Origin of the sequence: Bradyrhizobium sp. AUGA SZCCT0160 (genome assembly GCF_018130105.1) — a bacterium.
Lineage (GTDB): Bacteria > Pseudomonadota > Alphaproteobacteria > Rhizobiales > Xanthobacteraceae > Bradyrhizobium.
Window position 1 is genome coordinate 1 of record NZ_JAFCMD010000034.1, and the last position, 21,045, is coordinate 21,045.

The 21,045-nt window shown below is 63.7% G+C and carries 21 protein-coding genes; 10 read left to right on the top strand and 11 right to left on the bottom strand.

Annotated features, from left to right (window positions below):
* The first annotated feature begins 570 nt into the window (after positions 1–570).
* The 3 genes from JQ558_RS34265 to JQ558_RS34275 are packed head-to-tail and all read left to right on the top strand — an operon-like array spanning position 571 to position 3,864.
* Entirely contained in the window at positions 571–1,989 is a 1,419-nt protein-coding gene (locus JQ558_RS34265) for a M20 family metallopeptidase (protein ID WP_212296463.1), read from the top strand.
* 20 nt (positions 1,990–2,009) lie between these two features.
* Positions 2,010–2,294 (top strand): hypothetical protein, encoded by a 285-nt coding sequence (locus JQ558_RS34270; RefSeq protein ID WP_212273590.1) that lies wholly within the window; start codon positions 2,010–2,012, stop codon positions 2,292–2,294.
* Between the two features lies 1 nt (position 2,295).
* Positions 2,296–3,864 (top strand): GMC family oxidoreductase, encoded by a 1,569-nt coding sequence (locus JQ558_RS34275; protein WP_212296464.1) that lies wholly within the window; start codon positions 2,296–2,298, stop codon positions 3,862–3,864.
* A 16-nt stretch (positions 3,865–3,880) separates the two neighbouring features.
* Here JQ558_RS34275 and JQ558_RS34280 read toward each other — a convergent pair whose 3' ends face one another.
* From JQ558_RS34280 to JQ558_RS34320, 9 genes are all read right to left on the bottom strand, one after another.
* Positions 3,881–4,081 (bottom strand): hypothetical protein, encoded by a 201-nt coding sequence (locus JQ558_RS34280; protein ID WP_212273588.1) that lies wholly within the window; start codon positions 4,079–4,081, stop codon positions 3,881–3,883.
* A 40-nt stretch (positions 4,082–4,121) separates the two neighbouring features.
* Positions 4,122–4,475, bottom strand: coding sequence for a hypothetical protein (locus JQ558_RS34285; protein WP_212296465.1), 354 nt, complete (start codon positions 4,473–4,475; stop codon positions 4,122–4,124).
* A 39-nt stretch (positions 4,476–4,514) separates the two neighbouring features.
* Entirely contained in the window at positions 4,515–5,072 is a 558-nt protein-coding gene (locus JQ558_RS34290) for an HNH endonuclease (RefSeq protein ID WP_211994154.1), read from the bottom strand.
* A gap of 230 nt (positions 5,073–5,302) precedes the next feature.
* Entirely contained in the window at positions 5,303–6,271 is a 969-nt protein-coding gene (locus tag JQ558_RS34295; RefSeq protein WP_212296466.1) for a peptidyl-alpha-hydroxyglycine alpha-amidating lyase family protein, read from the bottom strand.
* Between the two features lie 29 nt (positions 6,272–6,300).
* Entirely contained in the window at positions 6,301–8,082 is a 1,782-nt protein-coding gene (locus tag JQ558_RS34300; RefSeq protein WP_212296467.1) for an NAD(P)/FAD-dependent oxidoreductase, read from the bottom strand.
* Between the two features lie 98 nt (positions 8,083–8,180).
* Entirely contained in the window at positions 8,181–9,266 is a 1,086-nt protein-coding gene (locus JQ558_RS34305) for a DUF2855 family protein (RefSeq protein WP_212273585.1), read from the bottom strand.
* A 133-nt stretch (positions 9,267–9,399) separates the two neighbouring features.
* Positions 9,400–10,926, bottom strand: coding sequence for an acyl-CoA synthetase (locus JQ558_RS34310; protein WP_212296494.1), 1,527 nt, complete (start codon positions 10,924–10,926; stop codon positions 9,400–9,402).
* A 241-nt stretch (positions 10,927–11,167) separates the two neighbouring features.
* Complete coding sequence (locus JQ558_RS34315) at positions 11,168–12,325, bottom strand: ABC transporter substrate-binding protein (RefSeq protein ID WP_249142763.1); 1,158 nt, start codon at positions 12,323–12,325, stop codon at positions 11,168–11,170.
* Positions 12,326–12,402: 77 nt separating this feature from the next.
* Positions 12,403–13,377 carry a nitronate monooxygenase family protein gene (locus JQ558_RS34320; RefSeq protein WP_212296469.1) on the bottom strand — a complete coding sequence of 325 codons (975 nt, stop codon included), beginning with the start codon at positions 13,375–13,377 and terminating at the stop codon, positions 12,403–12,405.
* Between the two features lie 150 nt (positions 13,378–13,527).
* On the opposite strand from JQ558_RS34320, the gene JQ558_RS34325 reads away from it, so the two are divergent.
* Positions 13,528–14,415 (top strand): LysR family transcriptional regulator, encoded by an 888-nt coding sequence (locus JQ558_RS34325; RefSeq protein WP_212296470.1) that lies wholly within the window; start codon positions 13,528–13,530, stop codon positions 14,413–14,415.
* Positions 14,416–14,499: 84 nt separating this feature from the next.
* On the opposite strand, the gene JQ558_RS34330 is transcribed toward JQ558_RS34325, so the two are convergent.
* The gene (locus JQ558_RS34330) at positions 14,500–15,147 is read right to left on the bottom strand and encodes a DNA-3-methyladenine glycosylase (protein ID WP_212213493.1); all 648 of its coding nucleotides are present in this window, start codon (positions 15,145–15,147) and stop codon (positions 14,500–14,502) included.
* 37 nt (positions 15,148–15,184) lie between these two features.
* On the opposite strand from JQ558_RS34330, the gene gluQRS reads away from it, so the two are divergent.
* On the top strand, positions 15,185–16,069 hold the full coding sequence (gene gluQRS, locus JQ558_RS34335) for a tRNA glutamyl-Q(34) synthetase GluQRS (protein ID WP_212296471.1): 885 nt from the start codon (positions 15,185–15,187) through the stop codon (positions 16,067–16,069).
* An 82-nt stretch (positions 16,070–16,151) separates the two neighbouring features.
* Positions 16,152–17,402: an ATP-binding protein gene (locus JQ558_RS34340; protein WP_212296472.1), complete on the top strand. Its 1,251-nt coding sequence runs from the start codon at positions 16,152–16,154 to the stop codon at positions 17,400–17,402.
* On the opposite strand, the gene JQ558_RS34345 is transcribed toward JQ558_RS34340, so the two are convergent.
* On the bottom strand, positions 17,338–18,222 hold the full coding sequence (locus JQ558_RS34345) for a YihY/virulence factor BrkB family protein (protein ID WP_212213503.1): 885 nt from the start codon (positions 18,220–18,222) through the stop codon (positions 17,338–17,340). The genes JQ558_RS34340 and JQ558_RS34345 overlap by 65 nt on opposite strands.
* 201 nt (positions 18,223–18,423) lie before the next feature.
* On the opposite strand from JQ558_RS34345, the gene JQ558_RS34350 reads away from it, so the two are divergent.
* The 4 genes from JQ558_RS34350 to JQ558_RS34365 all read left to right on the top strand — a co-directional run bounded on the left by JQ558_RS34350 (position 18,424) and on the right by JQ558_RS34365 (position 21,039).
* On the top strand, positions 18,424–18,618 hold the full coding sequence (locus JQ558_RS34350; protein ID WP_212213505.1) for a twin transmembrane helix small protein: 195 nt from the start codon (positions 18,424–18,426) through the stop codon (positions 18,616–18,618).
* Between the two features lie 22 nt (positions 18,619–18,640).
* Positions 18,641–19,213, top strand: coding sequence for a cob(I)yrinic acid a,c-diamide adenosyltransferase (locus tag JQ558_RS34355; protein WP_212296473.1), 573 nt, complete (start codon positions 18,641–18,643; stop codon positions 19,211–19,213).
* A gap of 126 nt (positions 19,214–19,339) precedes the next feature.
* Positions 19,340–20,089, top strand: a complete 750-nt coding sequence (locus JQ558_RS34360; RefSeq protein WP_209840907.1) for an electron transfer flavoprotein subunit beta/FixA family protein — start codon at positions 19,340–19,342, stop codon at positions 20,087–20,089.
* A complete protein-coding gene (locus tag JQ558_RS34365) occupies positions 20,089–21,039 on the top strand; it encodes an electron transfer flavoprotein subunit alpha/FixB family protein (RefSeq protein WP_212213511.1) in 951 nt (316 codons plus the stop codon). Before JQ558_RS34360 ends, JQ558_RS34365 begins: the two co-directional genes overlap by 1 nt.
* Positions 21,040–21,045 lie beyond the last annotated feature (6 nt).

Sequence of the window (21,045 nt, forward strand, 5' to 3'; positions counted from 1 at the left end):
TTCCGTAAATCAAAAATATTTCTGTTGTCGGCCGACCCAAATCAGTGCGCATCTATCGCCATCCCGTCCTGGTCAGAAGGGCGTCGGCCGTCGTCACGGACGTTGGGCGGGTTGCGGTGGACGCTGGTTTGCGCTGAGACGATGGCGCGGACCAAGCGTACGGCAAAACCGTGTGGTCCTGGCACCCGTTGCAGGTGTCAAGCTGTCGGGTAGGCGAGAGCCGAACGGCAGCGACGGAGTCAACCAAGAACTCGTCTCCGGGGAGAGCACGGCATAAGCCGTAAAGCCAGTGCGCAGGGAAGGCCGGGTGTTCTCCGCTGCCCTGTATGCTCGTGTGCAGCTTTCTTTGCACTATTCGCACACGAGACCGCGGGTGCAGCGCGCACCCGGTCTTCCCTGCGCCCTCTCAATGAGTGGGCGAGATTTCCAGCAAAGCTCGGGCGCATCGCGCCGCGAGGTTGCAGGCGCATATTCATCGCGTCGGCCGCATGGCAGGTCACCCGCCCGGCGCTAGGCCGCGTCAGGCGAAGCTGATACGATTTCATCCAAGCAACGATTGGGGACCGTAGCATGGACAATCGCAGCGACATCTGGCGGGGCATTGACGTCATCAAGCCGCGCTTCATCGATTTGGCCGACAGGGTCTGGGCGATGCCCGAGGTCTGCTACACCGAGGCGCGCTCTGCCGCCGAACATCTGGCCGAACTGCGCCATCAGGGTTTCCGCATCACCGAGAATGTCGCCGATATTCCCACCGCCCTGATGGGCGAATGGGGAGAAGGCGGTCCCGTCATCGCCTTCCTTGGCGAATATGATGCGCTGCCCGGCCTCAGCCAGGAGGCGGGCGTCGCGGAACACCGCCCCATCGAGGCCGGCGGCCATGGCCATGGCTGCGGCCACAACCTGTTGGGCTCGGCGGCACTGCTCGCCGCTACCGCCGTGAAGGATTGGCTTGCCGCGAGCAAGATTCCGGGCCGCGTGCGCTATTACGGCTGCCCCGCCGAAGAAGGTGGTGCAGCGAAAACCTTCATGGTGCGCTCGGGCGCCTTCGATGATGCCGACATCGCCATCACCTGGCACCCCAACAGTTTCTGGGAGGTCGCGGTGACGCCGTCGCTTGCCAACACGCGCGCCGATTTCATCTTCACCGGGCGCGCGTCGCATGCCGCGGTCTCGCCGCATCTTGGCCGCAGCGCGCTCGATGCGGTGGAACTGATGAATGTCGGCGTCAACTACATGCGCGAGCACATGCCGAGCGAAGCCCGCGTGCATTATGCGCTGCTCGACACCGGCGGCATTGCCCCCAACGTGGTGCAGGCCCACGCCCGCGTGCGCTATTCGATCCGCGACCGCGATCTGCCCGGGATGAACGCGTTGGTAGGGCGCGTGCACAAGATCGCGCAAGGCGCCGCGCTGATGACCGAAACGAGTGTGGAGATGCGGATCATTTCCGCCGTCTCCAATGTTCTGGACAACACCCCGCTCGAGCAAACCCTGCACCGCATCATGGAAGAACTTGGTCCCCCGCATTTCGACGAAGCGGACAAGGAATTCGCCACGAAGATCCGCGCCACTTTGACCGACAAGGACATCGCCTCCGTCTATCATTCGATCGGCATGGATCCGACCGACCGCCCACTGGCCGATTTCATCGTGTCGCTAAATGCAAAACGCAATCCGCAGATCGGCTCGACCGATGTCGGCGATGTCAGCTGGGTGGTCCCGACCGTTCAGGTCCATGCCCCCACGGTCGCCATCGGAACGCCGTTTCACACCTGGCAGATCGTCGCCCAGGGCAAGAGCCCGCATGCCCACAAGGCCATGGTGCAGGCCGCCAAGGCGATGGCCGCGCTCGGCGTCCAGGCGCTGGGCGAGCCGGAGCTGATCGCCGCCGCGAAAGCCGACCTCAAGAAGCGCACCGCCCGCACGCCCTATGTCTGTCCGTTGCCGGATAACGTCGCGCCGCCGCTGGATATGTCGCTGGGCTGAGTTGGGACGAGGTACAGCACATGGGTGAACTCGCGACCATCAATATTGACCGTGCGGTCGCGACGGCAGCCGCCAACCGCGCTAAACAGCAGGGTTTGACGACCGAAGAATATGTGTCGCAGCTCCTCCTTCGGGATATGGAACGCGAACCCGGCGAAATGAGCATTCTCGCCTACAATCATGTCGACCTCGAAGCTGAGTTCGTTCTCGATCGGGAGGAAGGGGAGAGCGACGTAAGCTACGACGACCGCTCAGCTCATTTCAGCAAATTGTTTAAGCGCGAAAAGATCGGAACAACCTCGTAGCATGATTGATTCCGAGTACGACACGATCATCATCGGCGGCGGCTCCGCCGGTGCCACGCTGGCCGCGCGCCTCAGCGAGGATTCCTTGCACCGCGTGCTGCTGCTCGAGGCCGGGCAGGATTTTCGCACCGCCGACACGCCGGAGCACATCCAGATCCCGAACCCGATGCGCGCCATCGGCGATGACAATTTCCGCTGGCCCAAGCTCTTGGCAAGGCGAACCGAGCGGCAGGCGCCGCGCCTGCTGTGGCGCGGGCGTGCCATGGGCGGCAGTTCCACGATCAACGGCCAGATCGCCATCCGAGCGGTGCCCGACGATCTCGACCGCTGGGAGAGAAGCGGCTGTGCGGGATGGGGCTGGGACGCGATGCTGCCCTGGTTCTGCAAGCTCGAGACCGACAAGAATTTTCCCGGCGCGCCATATCACGGCGATCGCGGCCCGATCCCGGTGTATCGCGCGCCGGTGCCGGATGGGGGAAACGTGGACCGGGCGCTGCGCCAGTCCGCGCTCGGGCTCGGCTATGGCTGGTGCGACGACCACAACGCGCCTGATGGCACCGGTGTGTCGCCCTACGCCATCAACAGCGAGGCCGGGCGCCGCGTCTCCACCAATGACGGCTATCTGGAGCCGGCGCGCGGCCGCGAGAATCTGCGGATCGTCGGTGATGCCCTGGTCGAAGGAATCGAGTTCGAAGGCAACCGGCTGCACGCCCGCGCGGTCCGGGTGCGCATCGGCGGCAAATCATATGCACCCGCGGCGAAGCATGAGGTGATCCTCTGCGCCGGTGCCATTCACTCGCCCGCGATTCTGCAGCGCTCCGGCATCGGTCCTGCGCCATTGCTGGAAGGGTTGGGCATCCCTGTTCTGGCCGACCTGCCGGTGGGCGAAAACCTGCTCGATCATCCGATCATGGATGCGCTGTTGCACTTACGCGAGCACGGCCAGGTCAACACGCTGATGCACCGGCACACCAATTGCTGCCTGCGCTACAGCTCCGGCCTCGAAGGATCAGGTGAGAACGATATGATCATGATCGCCGGCAACCTCGCTCGCGACGTCAATCAGACGGCCAGCACCGCGCGCGGCCGCATCGCGGTGTCGGTCTATCAGGCGTTCAGCCAGGGCCACGTCCGCATCACCACGACAGACCCGACCATCGATCCGGCGGTGGAGGAGCGCATGCTGTCCGATCGCAGCGATCTCATTCGGATGCGCGACGGCGTGCGCCGCCTGCGCGAGATCTGCCTGCAGCCCGCCATCACCGACATCGCCCACCGGGTCGAGTATGGCGCGACCGGACGCTCGATGGACGAGGCGCTCAGCGCCACTGAGCTCGACGACTGGCTGTTCACTGAGTGCAGCGACGCCCAGCACGCCAGCGGCACCTGCCGCATGGGCGCGGCCGACGACCCGCGCTCGGTAGTTGATCCCGAATGCCGCGTGATCGGCTGCACCGGCCTGCGCGTCATCGACGCCTCCATCATGCCGGAAGTCCCTCGCGCCAACACGTATCTGACGACGGTCGCGATCGCCGAGCGAATGGCGGCCAGATTGAGGGCGCAGTGGTGAGGGAGGGCAGTCACTATCACCGCAGGCCGGGTTCGACACATAACCGTTTGGATTGGTCGATCAGCGGAGGACGGCTGAAATGCCGCGCGAGGCGCCTTTCGCTGCCCCAGCCATACTTCCTCGCGAGTGGCGCAAATGCCGAATGCAACACCCTGAGCCCAATCAGCGCCAGCAAAAGATGGAGGGCGAAGCGCACATAGAGGAACATCGCGGCCAAAAATACCACCGCACAGAGCAAGGATCGAACGGTTGGTCGGTTAGCTGCCATGGTTGTCGCTCGTAATGAAGCGATGAAACTCCCGCATCGTTGCATCGCGAGGTAAACCGAAGGTGCTGAGAAGCTGAACGCCGGTGTAGTAGAAGACGGCCGCCGCCAATGATGCGGTCATGAAAGCGATCAGCATCGCATCGGCTAAGCCCGTGCTCGCTGGCGCAAAGAGAAAGAGCGAACATAACGGGGTTAAGGTCGCGCCGATCAGGGCGAGCCCGCTCGGAAGCGTATATGCGTCGAACAACGGACTGATCTTGTGCATGCGGCCCAGCATATGGCGGCTTGCGTTGGAATCCGATGCCTGGAGCTCGCGCATGCCAAAGCAGGGTAAATTGAACATAAATCCGAAAGTTGTGATTCGATGCGCTGCCGCCCAATCCTACGGATCGAGCTCGGTGTCCCAATACAAATAATCCAGCCAGCTATCGTGCAGATAGTTCGGCGGGAACAGGCGGCCGTTGCGGTGCAGTTGATGCACGGTCGGCGCGAACGGGTGTTGCCGCGGGAACATCCGCGCCTGCTGCGGCGTCAGATTGCCCTTGCGCAGATTGCACGGCGAGCAGGCCGCGACGACGTTCTCCCAGGTGGTCTGGCCGCCCTTGCTGCGCGGGATGATGTGATCGAAGGTGAGGTCGTCATGCGCCAGGCAATATTGGCAGCTGAACCGGTCGCGCAGGAAGACGTTGAACCGGGTGAAGGCGGGATGCGTGGTCGGCTTGACGAAGGATTTGAGCGACACCACGCTCGGCAGCTGGATCTCGAAGCTCGGACTGTGCACCGCGCGGTCGTAATGCTCGACGATGTTGACGCGGTCGAGGAACACCGCCTTGATCGCGTCCTGCCACGACCAGAGAGACAGCGGGTAGTAACTCAGCGGCCGGAAATCCGCGTTCAGCACCAGTACCGGCCAACCGCCTTGCGAGACGTGTGCGTTCAAGAAACGCTCCTGACTCCCATGTTAGCTGCGAAGCAGCATGCGCCCTGCATACTACAGGCAGCGTGACGGGATTGTGAAGAGCGTTCCGGGCCTTATCCAGCATATGCCGCCCACGAATCGCCATGATTCCGCGGGCCTCCAGGGCATCTCCAAGGCACCTGCAGGGGCGGGCATCCGCGGTCAATCCATCGTGATCGGGCGTGCCAACCCCCGGAGCCGCGCGGCCGGTCCTAAACCTTCTCGAGCTTCTGCAGACAGCGGCCGACGCCGACCTCTGAGGGCATCGGCGTGTCGGGAAAGCTGGTCTTCCAGTTGGTGACGCCGACCTCGCCGACATAGATGTCGCCTCTGGAATCCAGCGCCAGGCCGTGGGGCGCGAGGAATTTGCCGGTCTCGATCCCCGGGCCGTCCTCGCCACCGAGCCGCGCGATCCGCTGGCCCTTGGCGTCGACGATGGAGAGCCGCGGCCCGAGATTCGGCACGTTCAGGTTGACCGGCATGCCGGGGCCGAGCTCGCCGACGATGAAATGCGGCTGCTTGCCGCCGCAGCAATGCAGCGCGCAGGGTCGGTGCAGATTGTTCCACTGGGTCTCGTATTTGCCGTTGCCGTCGAACACCTGCACGCGATGGTTCTCGCGGTCGGCGACGTAGACGAAGCCGTCGACATCGGTAGCGATATTGTGGACGATGTTGAACTGGCCGGGATCGGAACCCGGCTCGCCCCAGCTCTTCAGCAGCTTGCCGTCGGGCGTGTATTTATGGACGCAGGCATTGCCGTAGCCGTCCGAGACGTAGATCTCGCCCTTCGGCGACAGCGCCGTATGGGTGCAGCGGTGGAACGGCTCGCCGCTCATATATGGCTTTGGCCGGTTCGGGATGCCGATCGTCAGCAACACCTTGCCGTCGACCGAGCACTTGCGCACGGTGTGGTCGCCGTCATCGGTGCAATAGAGATTGTCGTCGGCGTCGATGTGCAGCCCGTGGGCGCGGTTGAACAGGCCTTCGCCCCAGCTCCTGAGGAAATTCCCCTCGCGATCCAGCACCACCATCGGATGGGCGCCGCGGTTGAAGACGTAGATGCGGTCGCGGCTGTCGACCGCGACGGAAGCGACGTCGGAGAGGCTCCAGCCATCGGGCAGCTTCGCCCAGTTCTCCACCACGCGATAGCGATGTTCGCCCGAGCCGAGAATGGACGGCATGTTTATTCCCCCATGATGTTAGCTGTGATTCACGCGACGGCCGCCGCCGGCTTCGCGCCGCGCGGCAGCAACCCTTCCTCGATCGCCTTGATCTGCAGCGCCAGGTGCTTCGAGCCGATGCGGCATTGCGCAAGGCCGCCGGCGATGAACCACAGGCCGGGCTGGCCGGTGCGGGTGTACATGTTGCGCAGTTCCTGGCCCTCGCCAAAACCCCAGATGGTGCCGACGCGGTTCATGACGGCTTCACCGAACAACAACCGCACCAGCTCTTCCTGTCGCTTGTAGCCGGTCGCCAGCACGACGAGATCGGCGGCGATAGTCTCGCCGTCCTTCATCTTGACGCCGTCAGTTACAAAACCGTCGACATCGGCGAATTGCTTCAGAGCGATATCGCCTTTGACGATCAAATCGGAGCAGCCGACGTTGAAGTAATAACCGCCGCCACGGGTGAGGTACTTGAACTGCCAGCCGGTATTGTCCTCGCCGAAATCGAGCTTGAAGCCGGCGCGTTGCAGCCCGTCGAGCAGGTCCTTGTCGAGCTCTTTCGACTTCGCGCAGGTCAGCGCGTGGCTCTTCCGCGCGACTTGCAACGGCATCGAGGTCGCGATCAGATCGTTGTCCTCGAGCGTGCCCTCATTATAGGGCGCGTACACCAGCTGCGCCGAGGGTTCGATGCTGACGACCAGCGTCGATGAGCGCTGAAACAGCGTGACATGGGCGCCGCTCGAATGCAGGTCTTGCGCGATGTCGTGGCCGCTGTTGCCGGTGCCGACCACGATCGCGCGCTTGCCCTTCCAGTTCTCGCCATCGTCGTACTGGCTGGAATGCATCACGCTGCCCTTGAAATCCTTCAGGCCGGCAATGTCGGGCTTGCTCGGGATGCCGCTGACGCCGGTCGCAAGCACCACGTGGCGCGGCTGCATGGTGCGCTTGCTGCCGTCGGCGCGGCGCAGCGTCACGGTCCAGCGTTGTTCCTTCTCGTCGTAGCTGCCGCCCTCGAATTCGGTCTCGGTCCAGAAGTTCAACTCCATGGCTTCGACATAGGCCTCGAACCAGTTGGCGAGCTTGTCCTTCGGGATGTAGGTCGGCCAGTTCGGCGGGAAAAGCATGTAGGGCAGGTGGTTGACCTGCACTTGATTATGCAGCGTCAGCGCGTGGTAGCGCTTGCGCCAGTTGTCGCCGATGCGTTTCTCGCGATCGACGATCAGCGTATCGACGTTCAATTGCTTCAGCCGCGCCGCGATCGAAAGCCCGGATTGTCCGCCGCCGATTACGAGCACGGTCGGATCGTGTTCGGCATAGCCGGCTGAGGCCTTGCGCAGGTCGAGCCAGTTGGGGCCGCGAAAATCGCGCGAATAGGCGTTGCCACGTGGCCGCGCGACGCCGATCTGCTCTTCAAAGCCCTTGAGCTCGCCAAGCTCGGTCAGCAGCGTCCAGGCCTTCAGGACATTGTCGGCATCCGGAATCAGGCGGATGATGCCGCTGCCGCGCCCGACCCTGGTCTCGAACTTGAAGATTGCCTCGATTGCGTTGGTGCCCGCGCGCATCACCTTGCGGGGGGCGGCGCGGTTGGGATCCACCGTAAATCCAACAGGGCCGGCGGCCGGTGCGTGCACGCTCAACTCTTTCAGGATCGCGTCCGCGCCGTTGACGGTCTGGATGTTCCAGCTCAACGCCAGCACGTCGCGCCAATGGCTGTCGGCGTGAAACAGCGTCTTCAGCAGGCCGCGATCGGATTTCGCCAGCGCCTCCTCGAACTGCGCAAGCCAGTTGTCGGCGGCCACCGAAATATCGTCCGTCTTGTCGAGCATGCGCGTTTCTCGTCACCGGCCGTCTGTGCGGCGTTTCCCCGCGAGCCTATACCCATTCGGGAGGCTGCAGAAAGGGCGCGAGGAGATAGCGGTTATCTCTAAATCGACAGGATATGCCCCTGGTCCGGCGGCACACGGCCGTTGAGGGTGTCGAGATAGACCCGTTGCACCGCCGCCGGGCCGCGGCCTTCGATCACGGTGAGCCACCCGTCCAGCTTCGGCGCAAAACCCGACCATGCCGCGCCGAACCGCGTGCCGACGCCGCCCGAGCCCCATTCCTTGGCGCGTTTGCGAATCTGGACGGGCGCGGAGTACCAGGTGGGCTTGGCGCCGGGCAATTCCGGCTCGTCGGGCGACGAACTGCGATGGGTAAGTCCGATGCGTCCGGAATATTTCATCTGGTCGCCGAAATGGTTATGCAGCGTCGCGCGCAATTCGCTGTTCCCCGCCATGTCCACCAACGCGACAGGTGAATCCGGCGGCAACGATGTCACGGCGTCATAGGTCACGACCTCGTCGTAACAGCCGAGCGATTTCACGAAGTCGACATTGGGTGCCGAGGTGAGCCCGATTACCTTGATTCCGTTGCGCCTTGTGTGCAGCAGATGCGCAAGCCCGAACGCGGTCTTGCTGGAGGCCGAGGAGAGCATCACGCTCTGCGCGCCGAAGAAATCGTTCTCGGCGAGGAAATCATCGACCAGAAAGGACAGCATGAACAGCGGTCGTAGCAGCGCCTGAAAATCGCCCCGACGTCCGGCGAAGGAGGGATCGCCGCTGACACGGGCATAGGCGTTGTAGACCGGCGCAGCGACTTGTCGATGCGCGGCGGCATCGCGCAGGCCGTGCTTGCTAACGTCAGCCGCTTCGATCACCACGTGCGTTGCCATCGGGAAATAGCCGAACAGGCGTTCGCCCTCGGCAATATCAGGATGTTTCGACGCGATCACGTCGCCGAATCCCCACACCGGAATATTGCCGAAACCCTTTGGCGCAGGAAACAGCTGCCAGTAATTGAACTGGTCGCCAAGCACGGCGTAGGTGATGTTGTTGGCGGTGAAGGCGAAACTGACAACTTTGACCAGCAACGACTCACCCGGCAATGTGCCCGCGTTGGGTAGCTCTGTCTCGATCACTTTGTATTGCTGCAGATCATGGCGGGCGACGATAAAATCAGTGGCGTGCATGTGTCAGGTCCCTACGCTTGATATGCCCTGATCTTTGCGCTCTCCAATGACCATTTTGCAACAGCAAGTATGTGCAACAAGGACGTTTAAAACACTGTCCGTTTGAAACGCCGTTTGCTTTTCTGCGCCGCCGTCACGTCGCCGCGCGTAAGCGCCCCTCGTCATGGAGATCGCGCAGCTTGCGCTTGAAGATCTTGCCGGTGGCTTCGCGCGGCATTGCGTCCATGAACTGGATGTCCTTTGGCACCTTGAAATTGGCGAGGCGGGTGCGCAGGAATTCCTGCACTGCCGCCGGCGAAAGCGTGGCATCGGTGTCGGGCTCGATGCAGGCAAACAGCCGCTCGCCGAATTCGTCGTCGGGAATGCCGAACACCGCGCAGTCGCGCACGCCGTCCATTCCGATCAGCGCGTTCTCGATTTCGGCGGGATAGATGTTGACGCCGCCTGATATCACCATGTCGCGTTTGCGGTCGCACAGGAACAGATAGCCGTCTTCGTCGAGATAGCCGACGTCGCCGACGCTGACGAGGCCATCGCGCCCGGCCTCGGCGCGCGCCTCGGCCTTGCCGTGGTAATCGAAGTCCGGCACCGACATCTGCCGCATGAAGATCTCGCCGGGTTCGTTGACGCCGCACAGCTCGCCGTCGGGGCGAAAGATCTTGACGACGCCGCCTTCGATGGCGCGGCCGACGGTGCCGGGCTTGGCCAACGCCTCCCCGGCCGAATGCCACACCGGGATTCCAGTTTCAGTCGAGCCGAAATATTCGTTGATGACCGGTCCCCACCAGTCGATCATGGCGCGCTTGACCTGCGGCGGGCAGGGGGCCGCGCCGTGGACGATGAAGCGCAGCGACGACAGGTCGTAACGTTGCTTCACCTCGTCCGTCAGGCGCAGCAGCCGCACGAACATCGTCGGCACCATATGCATGTGGGTGACGCGATGGCGCGCGATCAGTTGCAGCATGTCCTCTGGATCGAAACGCGGTTCGAGCACGATCGTGCAGCCGCTCCGAAACGCCAGCATGCCGTAGGAGCTTGGCGCCGAATGATACATCGGGCCGTTCATCAGGATGACTTGATCCTCGTTGGGTTTGACGCCATAGGCGATGCCACCGACTCGTGCCGAGGCCGCCTGCTGCTCCGGCTTCATCGGCTTGCGCCGCACGCCCTTGGGCAGGCCCGTGGTGCCTGACGTATAGAACATCGGCGCGCTGCCGATCGGCGGCTCCGGCGATGGCGCATGGGTGTCGCGCCAGGCGTCCCAGTCGGTCATGCCGTCCGGAACCTTCGTCAGCGCAGTCGGAACATTGAACGCCGCGGCGATCTCCGGCGGTGTGGTCACGATCAACAATCTGATATGGGCTGATAGCCCGTCCCTGATCTGCGGCAACAGGTCCGCATGGCAGACCAGGATCTCGGCGCCGCTGTCAGCGAGGATATAGGCTACCTCCTCGGCCTTCAAATGCCAGTTGATCGGCACCACCGGGCTGCCAAGCGCCGCGGCTGCGCCGGTAACTTCGAACAACGCAAAATCATTGCGCAGCATCATCGCGACCGGCGTGCCGCCACCAAGGCCGAGGCTTTGAAATCCGGTCGCCGCGCGTGCGATGCGGTCATGGATTTCCGGATAGGTAATTGTGCGTTCGCCGCCGATGATCACCGTCACGTGCTCCCTAAAGCATGATGAGTTAGTTTGAAGCCGCCAGCTCGCACCCTATCGCGTCATCCTGAGGTGCGAGCCTCTTCGGCGAGCCTCGAAGGATGAGAAGCGCCCGTGGTCCATCCTTCGAGGCTCGCCCAGCGGTGCAAGTGCACCGCAAGGCTCGCACCTCCAGCGACAACGGCAAAGCCGTTACGCGGGGATGACGTCTGCCGATTTGGTTCGCACTCAACGCACTCCCTTATCGGTCGTCCAGGATTTCACCGAAACCGACCCAGCTCTTGCCGTCGAAGCGCCGCAGCCGCAATTGCTGGAACGGCAGATAATCCTCGGCATCGGTCGACACCGTTATATCAGGCAACAGCAGCGGCAGCGAAACCTGGCGCAGCGAAGCGGCCTGCCGCATGATATTCTCCCGGCTGAGATCGTCCTTGCAGGCCGTCAGCACCTTCGTCATCAGGTTGGCATAATGATAGCCCGCCGCGTAATTCGAATTGTTCAGGTCGGCATTGGGCAGATACTTCTTCATGAACGCGAAATACTCCTTCACGCCGGCATCATTGGCCCATTGCGCGTCCATCGTGTCCTTCTGGTTGCTCGACGAAATCAGCCCGACCGCGTTTTCCAGTCCGCCGGGCTCCAGGAACGAGATCGATGACGCCGATGTCGGCACGAACAACAGGTCTGGCTTCCAGTTCAGTTCGGCAACGCCCTTGATCATCTGCGAGGTGAACTTCCCGAGCACGACGCCAAACATCACATTGGCGCCGGAGGCTTTCAGCGTCGCAAGCTGCGAAGCGATGGTCGGCGCACTGGTCTCATAGCTCGCCTCGGAGACGATCATGGTCGCGGCCTTGTCTCCCAGCGCGCGCTTGAAGCCGGCGACATAGTCGCGGCCGAAATCGTCGTTTTGCGCCAGGATGGCGATCTTCGCGTCCGGCTTGGTCTGCAAGATGTACTTGGCATAGACGACGCCCTCGGACTGATAGGTCGCCATGCCCGGCATGGTCCATGGGTAATGCTTCGGGTCGGCCCACTTGGTGGCGCCGCTCAGCACGAACAGCTGCGGAACCTTCTTGTTGTTAAGGTAGCGGTGCACGGCGTTGTTGGTTGCGGTGCCCAGCGAGCCGAACATGACAAGCACTTCTTCCTGCTCGACCAGCTTTCGGGTCTGCTCGACGGTCTTGGGCGGCGAGTAGGCATCGTCGAGAGTGATGAACTTGACCTTGCGGCCGTTGATGCCGCCGTCCGCGTTGACCTTGTCGAAATAGGCCTCCTGCGCCCGGCCGATGGTGCCGAAGCCGGACACCGGCCCGCTATAGGGCAGCGTCTGGCCGATGCGGATTTCGCCCTTGTCATCGGCGGCGACGGCTGCGGTCGCCAACAATCCGAACACCATGCTCAATGCAGTGCGTGACACGCTCATCGTTCCCATCCCTCTGTTTTCATTTGTTGTCGAAGCCGAGAGTGCGCCGCCTAAGCGCGCGCTCGCCTGAGAAAGTCGCTGCCGGCGTCGTCGAATTCGCCTTTCAGGCGCGCGACGAGTTCGGCGACCGGCGGTGCATCATTGATCTGGCCGATGCCCTGGCCCGAGCCCCAGATGTCGCGCCATGCCTTGGACTTGGTGTTGCCGCCGGAGCCGAAATTCATCTTGGTCTTGTCAGCGACCGGCAAATTGTCGGGATCGAGGCCCGCGGCCACGATCGACGGGCCGAGATAATTGCCGTGCACGCCGGTGAACAGGTTCGAATAGACGATGTCATGGGCGGCGTGCTCGGTCAGCGCCTTCTTGTAGGCGAGGTCGGCATTCGCCTCTTCGGTGGCGATGAAGCGCGTCCCCATGTAGGCGAGGTCGGCGCCGAGCGCGAGCGCGGAGGCAATGCTCCAGCCGTCGGAGATCGCACCCGACAGCAGGATGGTGCCCTTGAACCATTGCTTGACCTCGCGCAGCAGCGCGAACGGCGACAGCGTGCCGGCATGCCCGCCGGCGCCGGCGCAGACCAGAATGAGCCCGTCGACGCCCTGTTCGGCGGCCTTGCGTGCATGCTTGACGTTGATCACGTCGTGGAACACGACGCCGCCATAGGAATGCGCGGCTTCGACGATCTCCAGCGGCGGCCGCAGCGAGGTGATGATGATCGGAACCTGGTGCTTGACGCAGGTCTCCATGTCTTTCATCAGCCGGTCGTTGGAGGCGTGGCAGATCTGGTTGACCGCATAGGGCGCGACCTTCTTCGTGGGGTGCAGCGCCTTGTACTCGCCGAGTTCATTCTTGATCCGGCTCAGCCATTCGTCGAGTTTTTCGACCGGCCGCGCGTTCAGCGCCGGAAACGATCCGACGATGCCGGCCTTGCACTGGGCGATCACGAGTTCCGGCCCGGACACGATGAAGAGCGGCGAGCCGACCACGGGCAGTTCAAGCGAATTGGCAAGCGACGCGGGCAACGGCATTCAATCCTCCCTCTGGGTTTCGAGGCCGGCGAGCGGTTCCGCTCCAGCCGGCTTGCTTATGCGCTGCATTATAGGGCTGGACGGGTCGTCTCCGACGTTCAATATTGAACAGCTGACCATTCAGTAATGAACATCCGGGCCTGATCGCCAATGGACTGGGACCTGTGCAAGACCTTCGTCGCGGTGGCCGAAACCCGCAGCTTCGCCGCGGCCGCGCGCCAGCTCCGCTCCAGCCATCCGACGGTCGGCCGCAAGATCGCCGAACTGGAAGGCCAGCTCGGCATACCCCTGTTCGCGCGCTCCAACGAAGGCCTGTCGCTGACCGCGCAGGGCCGCAAATTCCGTGAGCATGTCGACGCCATGGCGGCGGCCGCGCTGCGCGCCGAGGCCGCGGTCTCCGCGACCGGTGCGGACGCCCGCGGCGTGGTCAAGCTCTCGATCGGAGCGACCTTTGCCTCGCACTGGCTGATGCCGCGGCTGGGTCCGTTCCTGCGCGCGCACGACCACATCCGGATCGAGATCATCACCCATCCGTTTCCGGCCAGCGTGCGCCGCCGCGAGGCTGATGTCGTGCTGCGTCCGGTGGACAGTGGCGAGGAGAATTTGATCGGCCGCCGGATCGGCCGGCTCGGCACCGGCTTTTACGCTTCGCGCGCCTATGCGGCGCGGCGTCGTTTGCCGGAGCGGCGCGACGAATGGAAGGGGCACAGCGTGATCGGCTTTGCCGACCGGGCCTCGAACGAACGCCTGGCGCGCTGGAGCGATCTCATCACCCGCCAGGGATCGGTGGTGCTGCGCTGTTCGTCGCAGGGCGACATGCTGGCCGCGGCGAAGGCCGGCCTCGGAATTTCGGCGCTGTCCTGCTTCGTCGCCGCCAGCGACCCCGATCTGGTGCGGGTCGCGCCGCAAAAACTCGTCAGCGTGGCCGATCTCTGGCTGCTGGCGCATCCGGATCTGGTCGAACTCCCCGCGGTGCGCGCGGTGATCGACTTCGTCACGTCATGCGCGCGCGAGGATCGGGTCAGGCTGCGGGGCTGACTTGTCTCGGTCTGCGTTCCCCGGATGCTGCGCAGCGCGAAGCGGTGCGCTGCTGATCCGGGGTCCATGCCTCCGAGACAATGTCTACTTCGTGATCACGCCCTCGCGATTCTTCACGACGCGATAGTAGCTCCACCAAAGATGCGCTGCGGCACCGCGCATGGGGCGCCACGGCTCCGCCAGCGGCGCCATCTGCTTGGCGGTCGGACGCGCCTTCAGGCCGAGCCCGACCTTGATCGCCTCCTGGATCGCGATGTCGCCGGCCGGCCAGGCATCGCCATGGCCGAGGCAGAACAGCAGATAGACGTCGGCGGTCCACGGGCCGATGCCGTGCAGCGCGGTCAACGTGTGGTGTGCGGCGTCGGCGTCCTCTTCTGCCAGTACCTCGAGGTTCAATCGTTCGGCGGCCAGTTCGCGCGCGATGTTTTTCAGCGTCTTGATCTTGGCGGCCGAAAGGCCGAGCCGTCCGAGGCGTTCGGCGCGGGCCTTGCGGATGGGCTCGGGATCGAACGGATCGAACGCGGCGGTGAGGCGTCCCCAGATCGCCCCGGCGCTCGCGGTGGACAATTGCTGACCGCACACGATATGCGCCAGCCCGGCAAAGCCCGGTTCGCGCTGGCGCAGCGCCGGCATGCCCGTGAGTTCGAGAATCGGTTTGAGCCGCTTGTCCTGTACGACGAGGGCCGCGATCGCGTCTTCGAGGTCGGCCTGGGAGTTGAGGTGAATGGTCATTGCCCGTTAAAACCATCATGTCCCGCGAAAGAGATCAATGCCGTCACCTGTGTTCCGATTTGCGCCAAGCCCCAATGGCTACCTCCATCTCGGCCACGCTTTTTCGGCGCTGTTGAATTTCGAGCTGGCGCGCGCGAGCGGTGGAAGATTTCTGCTCCGCATCGAGGATATCGACGCGACGCGGTGCCGGCCGGAATTCGAGGCTGCGATATTTGAAGACCTCGAATGGCTCGGCCTGTCCTGGGAAGCGCCGGTGCGGCGGCAGTCCGAACACCTTTCCGATTTTCGCGAAGCGGTGGAAAAACTGTCAGGCCGCGGCCTGATCTATCCCGCCTTCGAAAGCCGCGCGGAAATCGCCCGCATGGTCGCCGAACGGGAATCCGCCGCGAAGGCCGGAGCGCCCTGGCCGCGTGATCCCGATGGCGCGCCGCTCTATCCCGGCGCCGCGAAGTCGTTTTCCGCGCCGGCGCGGCGGCGATTGATCGACCAGGGCCTGCCTTACGCGTTGCGGCTCGATATGGCGGCGGCCATGGCACAGGCGCCCGATCTCGCCTGGGTCGAGCGCGGCGAGGGCGCAGGCGGCGAAACCGGGCTCGTGGCCGCCCGACCGGAAGCCTGGGGCGACGTCATCCTGGCGCGTAAGGAGACGCCGACCAGCTATCATCTGTCGGTTGTGATCGACGATGCCTTGCAGGGCGTCACCGACGTGGTGCGCGGCCAGGACCTGTTCTGGTCGACCAGCGTGCACCGGCTGCTGCAATCGCTGCTTGGTATTCCGCAACCGGCCTACCGGCATCACCGGCTGATCCTCGACGACGCCGGACAGAAACTGTCGAAGTCGACCAAGGCCACCGCCTTGCGCGAATTGCGTGGGCAGGGCGCCACGCCGGCCGACATCCGCCGTCTGGCAGGACTTGCGTAATTACTGAGGGTTGCCCCAAAGGCCATCGTGACTCCGGCTGCCGTGGCATGCCATGCTTGGTTCCAGGATGGGTCAGGGGATCATGGCGGCATCACCGCGTTCACGGCGTACAACACGGCTGACCAGGAAGCAGCCGAAGAAGAAGCGCGTATCGCGCGTTGGCGCGAAGAAACGCGGTTCGCCGAAAGCTAAGGCCGGGCCCGGCGTGGTCGAAGTGGCATTGGCGGCCTTTGCCCACGAGGTGCGCACGCCGCTGACCGGCATTCTGGCGATCAGCAACCTCCTGGCGACATCCGACCTCGATGAGCGCGAACGGCGCTGGGTCGACACCATCAAGGCCGGCGCGGAACATCTGGCGAGCCTTGCGACCTTGTTCGTCGATGCCGCGCGCAGCAGCGGTCCCGGGCTCACCGTGCGCCACGATTTCTTCGATCTGCGCACGCTGGCGCGCAACGCCGGCGATTCGCTGACCGGGCGGGCGGCGGCGAAGGGTCTGCAGTCGTCGGTCGAGATTTCCGAAAAGCTGCCGGCATTTGCCGTCGGCGATCCCGTAAGGCTGCGGGCGGCGCTGGAGAACCTGATCGACAATGCGGTGAAATTCACCGAACAGGGCAGCGTCACGCTTGTCGTGTCGCCGCTCCGCGCTCCAAGGGGTAAAATCGGCGTCGCCTTTGCGGTTTCCGACAGCGGCATCGGCCTCACGCTCAGCGAGATCAAGCGCCTGTTCCGCCCGTTCTCGCAGGCCAATGTCTCGATCGCCTCAAAGTTCGGCGGCACCGGGCTTGGGCTGTCGTCGGTCAAGCAACTCGCGCGCGCCATGGGCGGCGACATCGTGGTGACGCAACGGCGCGGCGGCGGCACCACCTTCACGCTCAGCGTCGTGATGTCGCCGGCCAAGGGCCCGATTACGATCATGACGGGGGCCGATGGCGAGCCGTCGACCGGGGCGCTGCGGTCCTTGCGCCTGCTCAGCGTCGAGGACAATCCGTTCGGCCGCGTCGTGCTGAACGCCATCCTGACCGAGCTTGGCCACCAGACCGAGTTCATCGGCCAGGGCGAGGCCGCGCCGGAGCGGATCGCGCAGGGCGGTTTCGACGCGGTGCTGATGGACATGGTGCTGCCGGGCATCGACGGCATCGAGGCTATCCGGCGCATTCGGGCGCTCGATCCGCCGCTCGGCCGCATCGCCATCATCGGCGTGTCGGGGCGCGGCGAGGACGAGGCGGCCTCGCGCGCTGCGGGGGCCGACGCCTTCCTGATCAAGCCTGTCAGTCCACGTGCGCTAGCGACTGCGCTGCTTGAAGCGACACGCCGCGCGGCAGCCGCGACTTGATGATCGCCGCGTTGAGTTCGCCGCCATAGACGAAGATCGCGGCGAGGAAATACAAAAACACCAGCGCGATGATGACCGATGCGAGGCCCGCATACATCGTCACGTAATTATTGGCGAAGCGCGCCAGATACTGGCCGAACACGATGCCCGATACCAGCGACGCCACCATGGTGAAGATGATGCCCGGCAGGATCTGCAGAAACCCCCTGCGTCCCGCCGGCAGCCAGGCGTGCAGGATGAACAGCGCCACGATCAGCGCGCCGATCGTGATGCTGTAGCGGGTGATGTTGAGGAAGTGTTCGTTGGTCTCGACGAAAAACGGAATGTGGCGCCGTGCCGCCTCCAGCATCAGGGGGAACAGCACGATCAGGAACGCCATCGCCAGCGCCGTGAAGGCGGCGACCAACGTGTAGCCGATCGACTCCAGCCGCAGCCAGTACCAGCTGCGCGGCTCGATCACGGAATAGGCGCGGTTCAGCGCCACCCGCAGCGCCTCGACGCCGTTCGAGGCGAAATAAAGTGCCAGCACCGCGCCGATGGTCAAGATATCGCCGCGGGATGTGGTCAGCACGTCGTGGATTTCGCCTGACAGCGTGTCGGCGACCTGTTGCGGCCACACCTGGAGCAATAGGCTGACTGATTGGTCGGCGAGTTGCTTGGAGCCGAAAAAGCCGGCCAGCGACGTCAGCACGATCAGGAACGGAAACAGCGCCATCAGCGTCGACAACGCGATATGGCTGGCGATCGCCCAGCCATCGTCGACGAGGAACTCGTAAAAGGCATCCACCACGACGTGATAGACGTACTTGACCTGCCTCACATGCCACCCTGGCTGGCGATTGACGGTTCGATGCGAGATACTAGAGCGTTTTCAAGCGAAGTGGGACCGGTTCGCGTGAATAAAACGCGTCAAAACAAGAATCTGATATTATTATTGGGCTAAGAGCCAGATCGATCAGGCATCTGTGCGGCTGTCTGTGAACGTATAGCGGCCGGCCCGGCGCGGTGTTATGTAGCGCCGATGGCATCCTTTTTTGGTTCGATTGTTCTACCCATCGCGGTCGCTGCCGTTGCGATCGTGCTGTTTTTGGGTCTCATCAACATGATGCGGGGCGGCTCGCCCAGCCGCTCGCAGAATCTGATGCGGCTGCGGGTGTTGCTGCAATTCATCGCCATCGTCATCACGATGGCCGTGGTCTGGGCGATGGGCAAATAGGGCAAGCAGGAGGGACCCGCCAATGGTCGTGCTTAATCGAATCTACACGCGGACCGGCGATGACGGCACCACCGCGCTCGGCAGCGGCGAACGCCGCCCGAAATATGATCTGCGCATCAGCGCCTATGGAACCGTGGACGAGACCAACGCCGCGATCGGCGTGGCGCGGCTGCATCTGGCGCAGGCGCGCGAACTCGATGCGATGCTGGGCCTGATCCAGAACGACCTGTTCGATCTCGGCGCCGATCTCGCCGTGCCCCAGCGCGAGGGCAAGGCGGAGCGGCTGCGCATGCTGTCCAGCCAGGTGGAACGGCTCGAGCGCGATATCGATACGCTCAACGCCCATCTGGCGCCCCTGACCTCCTTTGTGCTGCCCGGCGGCACCCCCGCTGCGGCATACCTGCATCTCGCCCGCACCATATGTCGCAGAGCGGAACGGATCATGGTGGAACTGGCGGCCAGGCCGGACGAGCCGGTCAGCGAGCCTGCCGTACACTATATGAACCGGCTGTCGGATTTCCTGTTCGTCGCCAGCCGCGCCATGAACGATAATGGCGCCGGGGACGTGTTGTGGGTGCCCGGCCAGAACCGCTAAAGTGGTCGTCTGAAGGGCGCGATTTTTGGCTTTGGCGCGTTGACCGCCGATAGCGGGACCTTTAGGTTCCGCGCCCAAGCTAAGAAAGAGCCAACCAAACCCCAGAATTCAAGCGAAAGAGGATCGATGAAGGTTCTTGTGCCGGTAAAACGGGTGGTCGATTACAACGTCAAGGTCCGCGTCAAGAGCGACGGAACGGGCGTGGAACTCGCCAACGTGAAGATGTCGATGAATCCGTTCGACGAAATCGCCGTCGAGGAAGCACTGCGGCTGAAGGAAGCCGGCAAGGCGACCGAAGTGGTGGTGGTATCGATCGGGCCCGCACAGGCCTCCGAGACGATCCGGACCGGACTTGCGATGGGCGCCGACCGCGGCATCCTGGTCAAGGCCGAAGGCAATGTCGAACCGCTGGCGGTCGCCAAGATTCTCAAAGCCATCGTCGACGAAGAGAAGCCCGGCCTCGTCATCCTCGGCAAGCAGGCGATCGACGACGACTCGAACCAGACCGGCCAGATGCTGGCCGCACTTCTCGGCTGGTCGCAGGCGACCTTTGCCTCCAAGCTCGAAGTCGACGGCTCCGATTTCAAGGTGACGCGCGAAGTCGACGGCGGCCTGCAGACCCTGAAGCTGAAGGGACCGGCCATCGTCACCACCGATCTGCGCCTCAACGAGCCGCGCTACGCCTCGCTGCCCAACATCATGAAGGCGAAGAAGAAGCCGATCGCCGACAAGAGCGCGGCCGACTACGGCGTCGATCTCACGCCGCATCTCGAAGTGCTGAAAACCACCGAACCGCCGGGCCGCAAGGGAGGCGTCAAGGTCAAGGACGTCGCCGAACTGATTTCGAAGCTCAAGACCGAAGCCGGGGTTCTCTGATGACCACGCTGTTGATTGCCGAACACGACCACGAGGCCCTCAAGGACTCCACCAACAAGGCGCTGACCGCGGCCACCCAGCTGGGTGCCGAAGTTCACGTGCTGGTCGCCGGTGGCGGCCAGGGCACCAAGGCGGCGGCCGAGGCGGCGGCGAAGCTCGCCGGCGTCACCAAGGTGCTGGTTGCCGAGGGTGACGCCTATGCCCACGACCTCGCCGAGCCGCTGGCGGCGCTGATCGTGGCGCTGGCGCCGTCCTACGACGCCTTCGTCGCGCCCGCGACTTCGCGCTTCAAGAACGTGATGCCGCGCGTCGCCGCCTTGCTCGACGTGATGCAGGTGTCCGAGATCATCAAGGTGGTCTCGCCGGATACGTTCGAGCGGCCGATCTATGCCGGCAACGCGATCCAGACCGTGAAGTCCAAGGACGCCAAGAAGGTCATCACGGTGCGGACCTCGACCTTCGCCGCGGCAGGCGACGGCGGCAGTGCTGCGATCGAGAACGCCGCTGCCGCGGCCGATCCGGGCCTCGCCACCTTCGTCGGTGAGGAAGTCGCCAAAAGCGACCGCCCCGAACTGACGTCCGCAAAAATCATCGTCTCCGGCGGCCGTGCCATGCAGAGCCGCGAGAACTTTGCCAAGTACATCGAGCCGCTCGCCGACAAGTTAGGCGCCGGCGTCGGCGCCTCGCGCGCCGCCGTCGATGCCGGCTATGCGCCGAACGACTGGCAGGTCGGGCAGACCGGCAAGGTGGTGGCGCCGGAGCTCTATGTCGCGATCGGCATTTCCGGCGCGATCCAGCATCTCGCCGGCATGAAGGATTCCAAGGTGATCGTTGCGATCAACAAGGATGAGGACGCGCCGATTTTCCAGGTTGCCGATTACGGCCTGGTTGCGGATTTGTACCAGGCGGTTCCGGAATTGACCGAGGCGCTCGGCAAGCTCGGAAAATAACGGCAG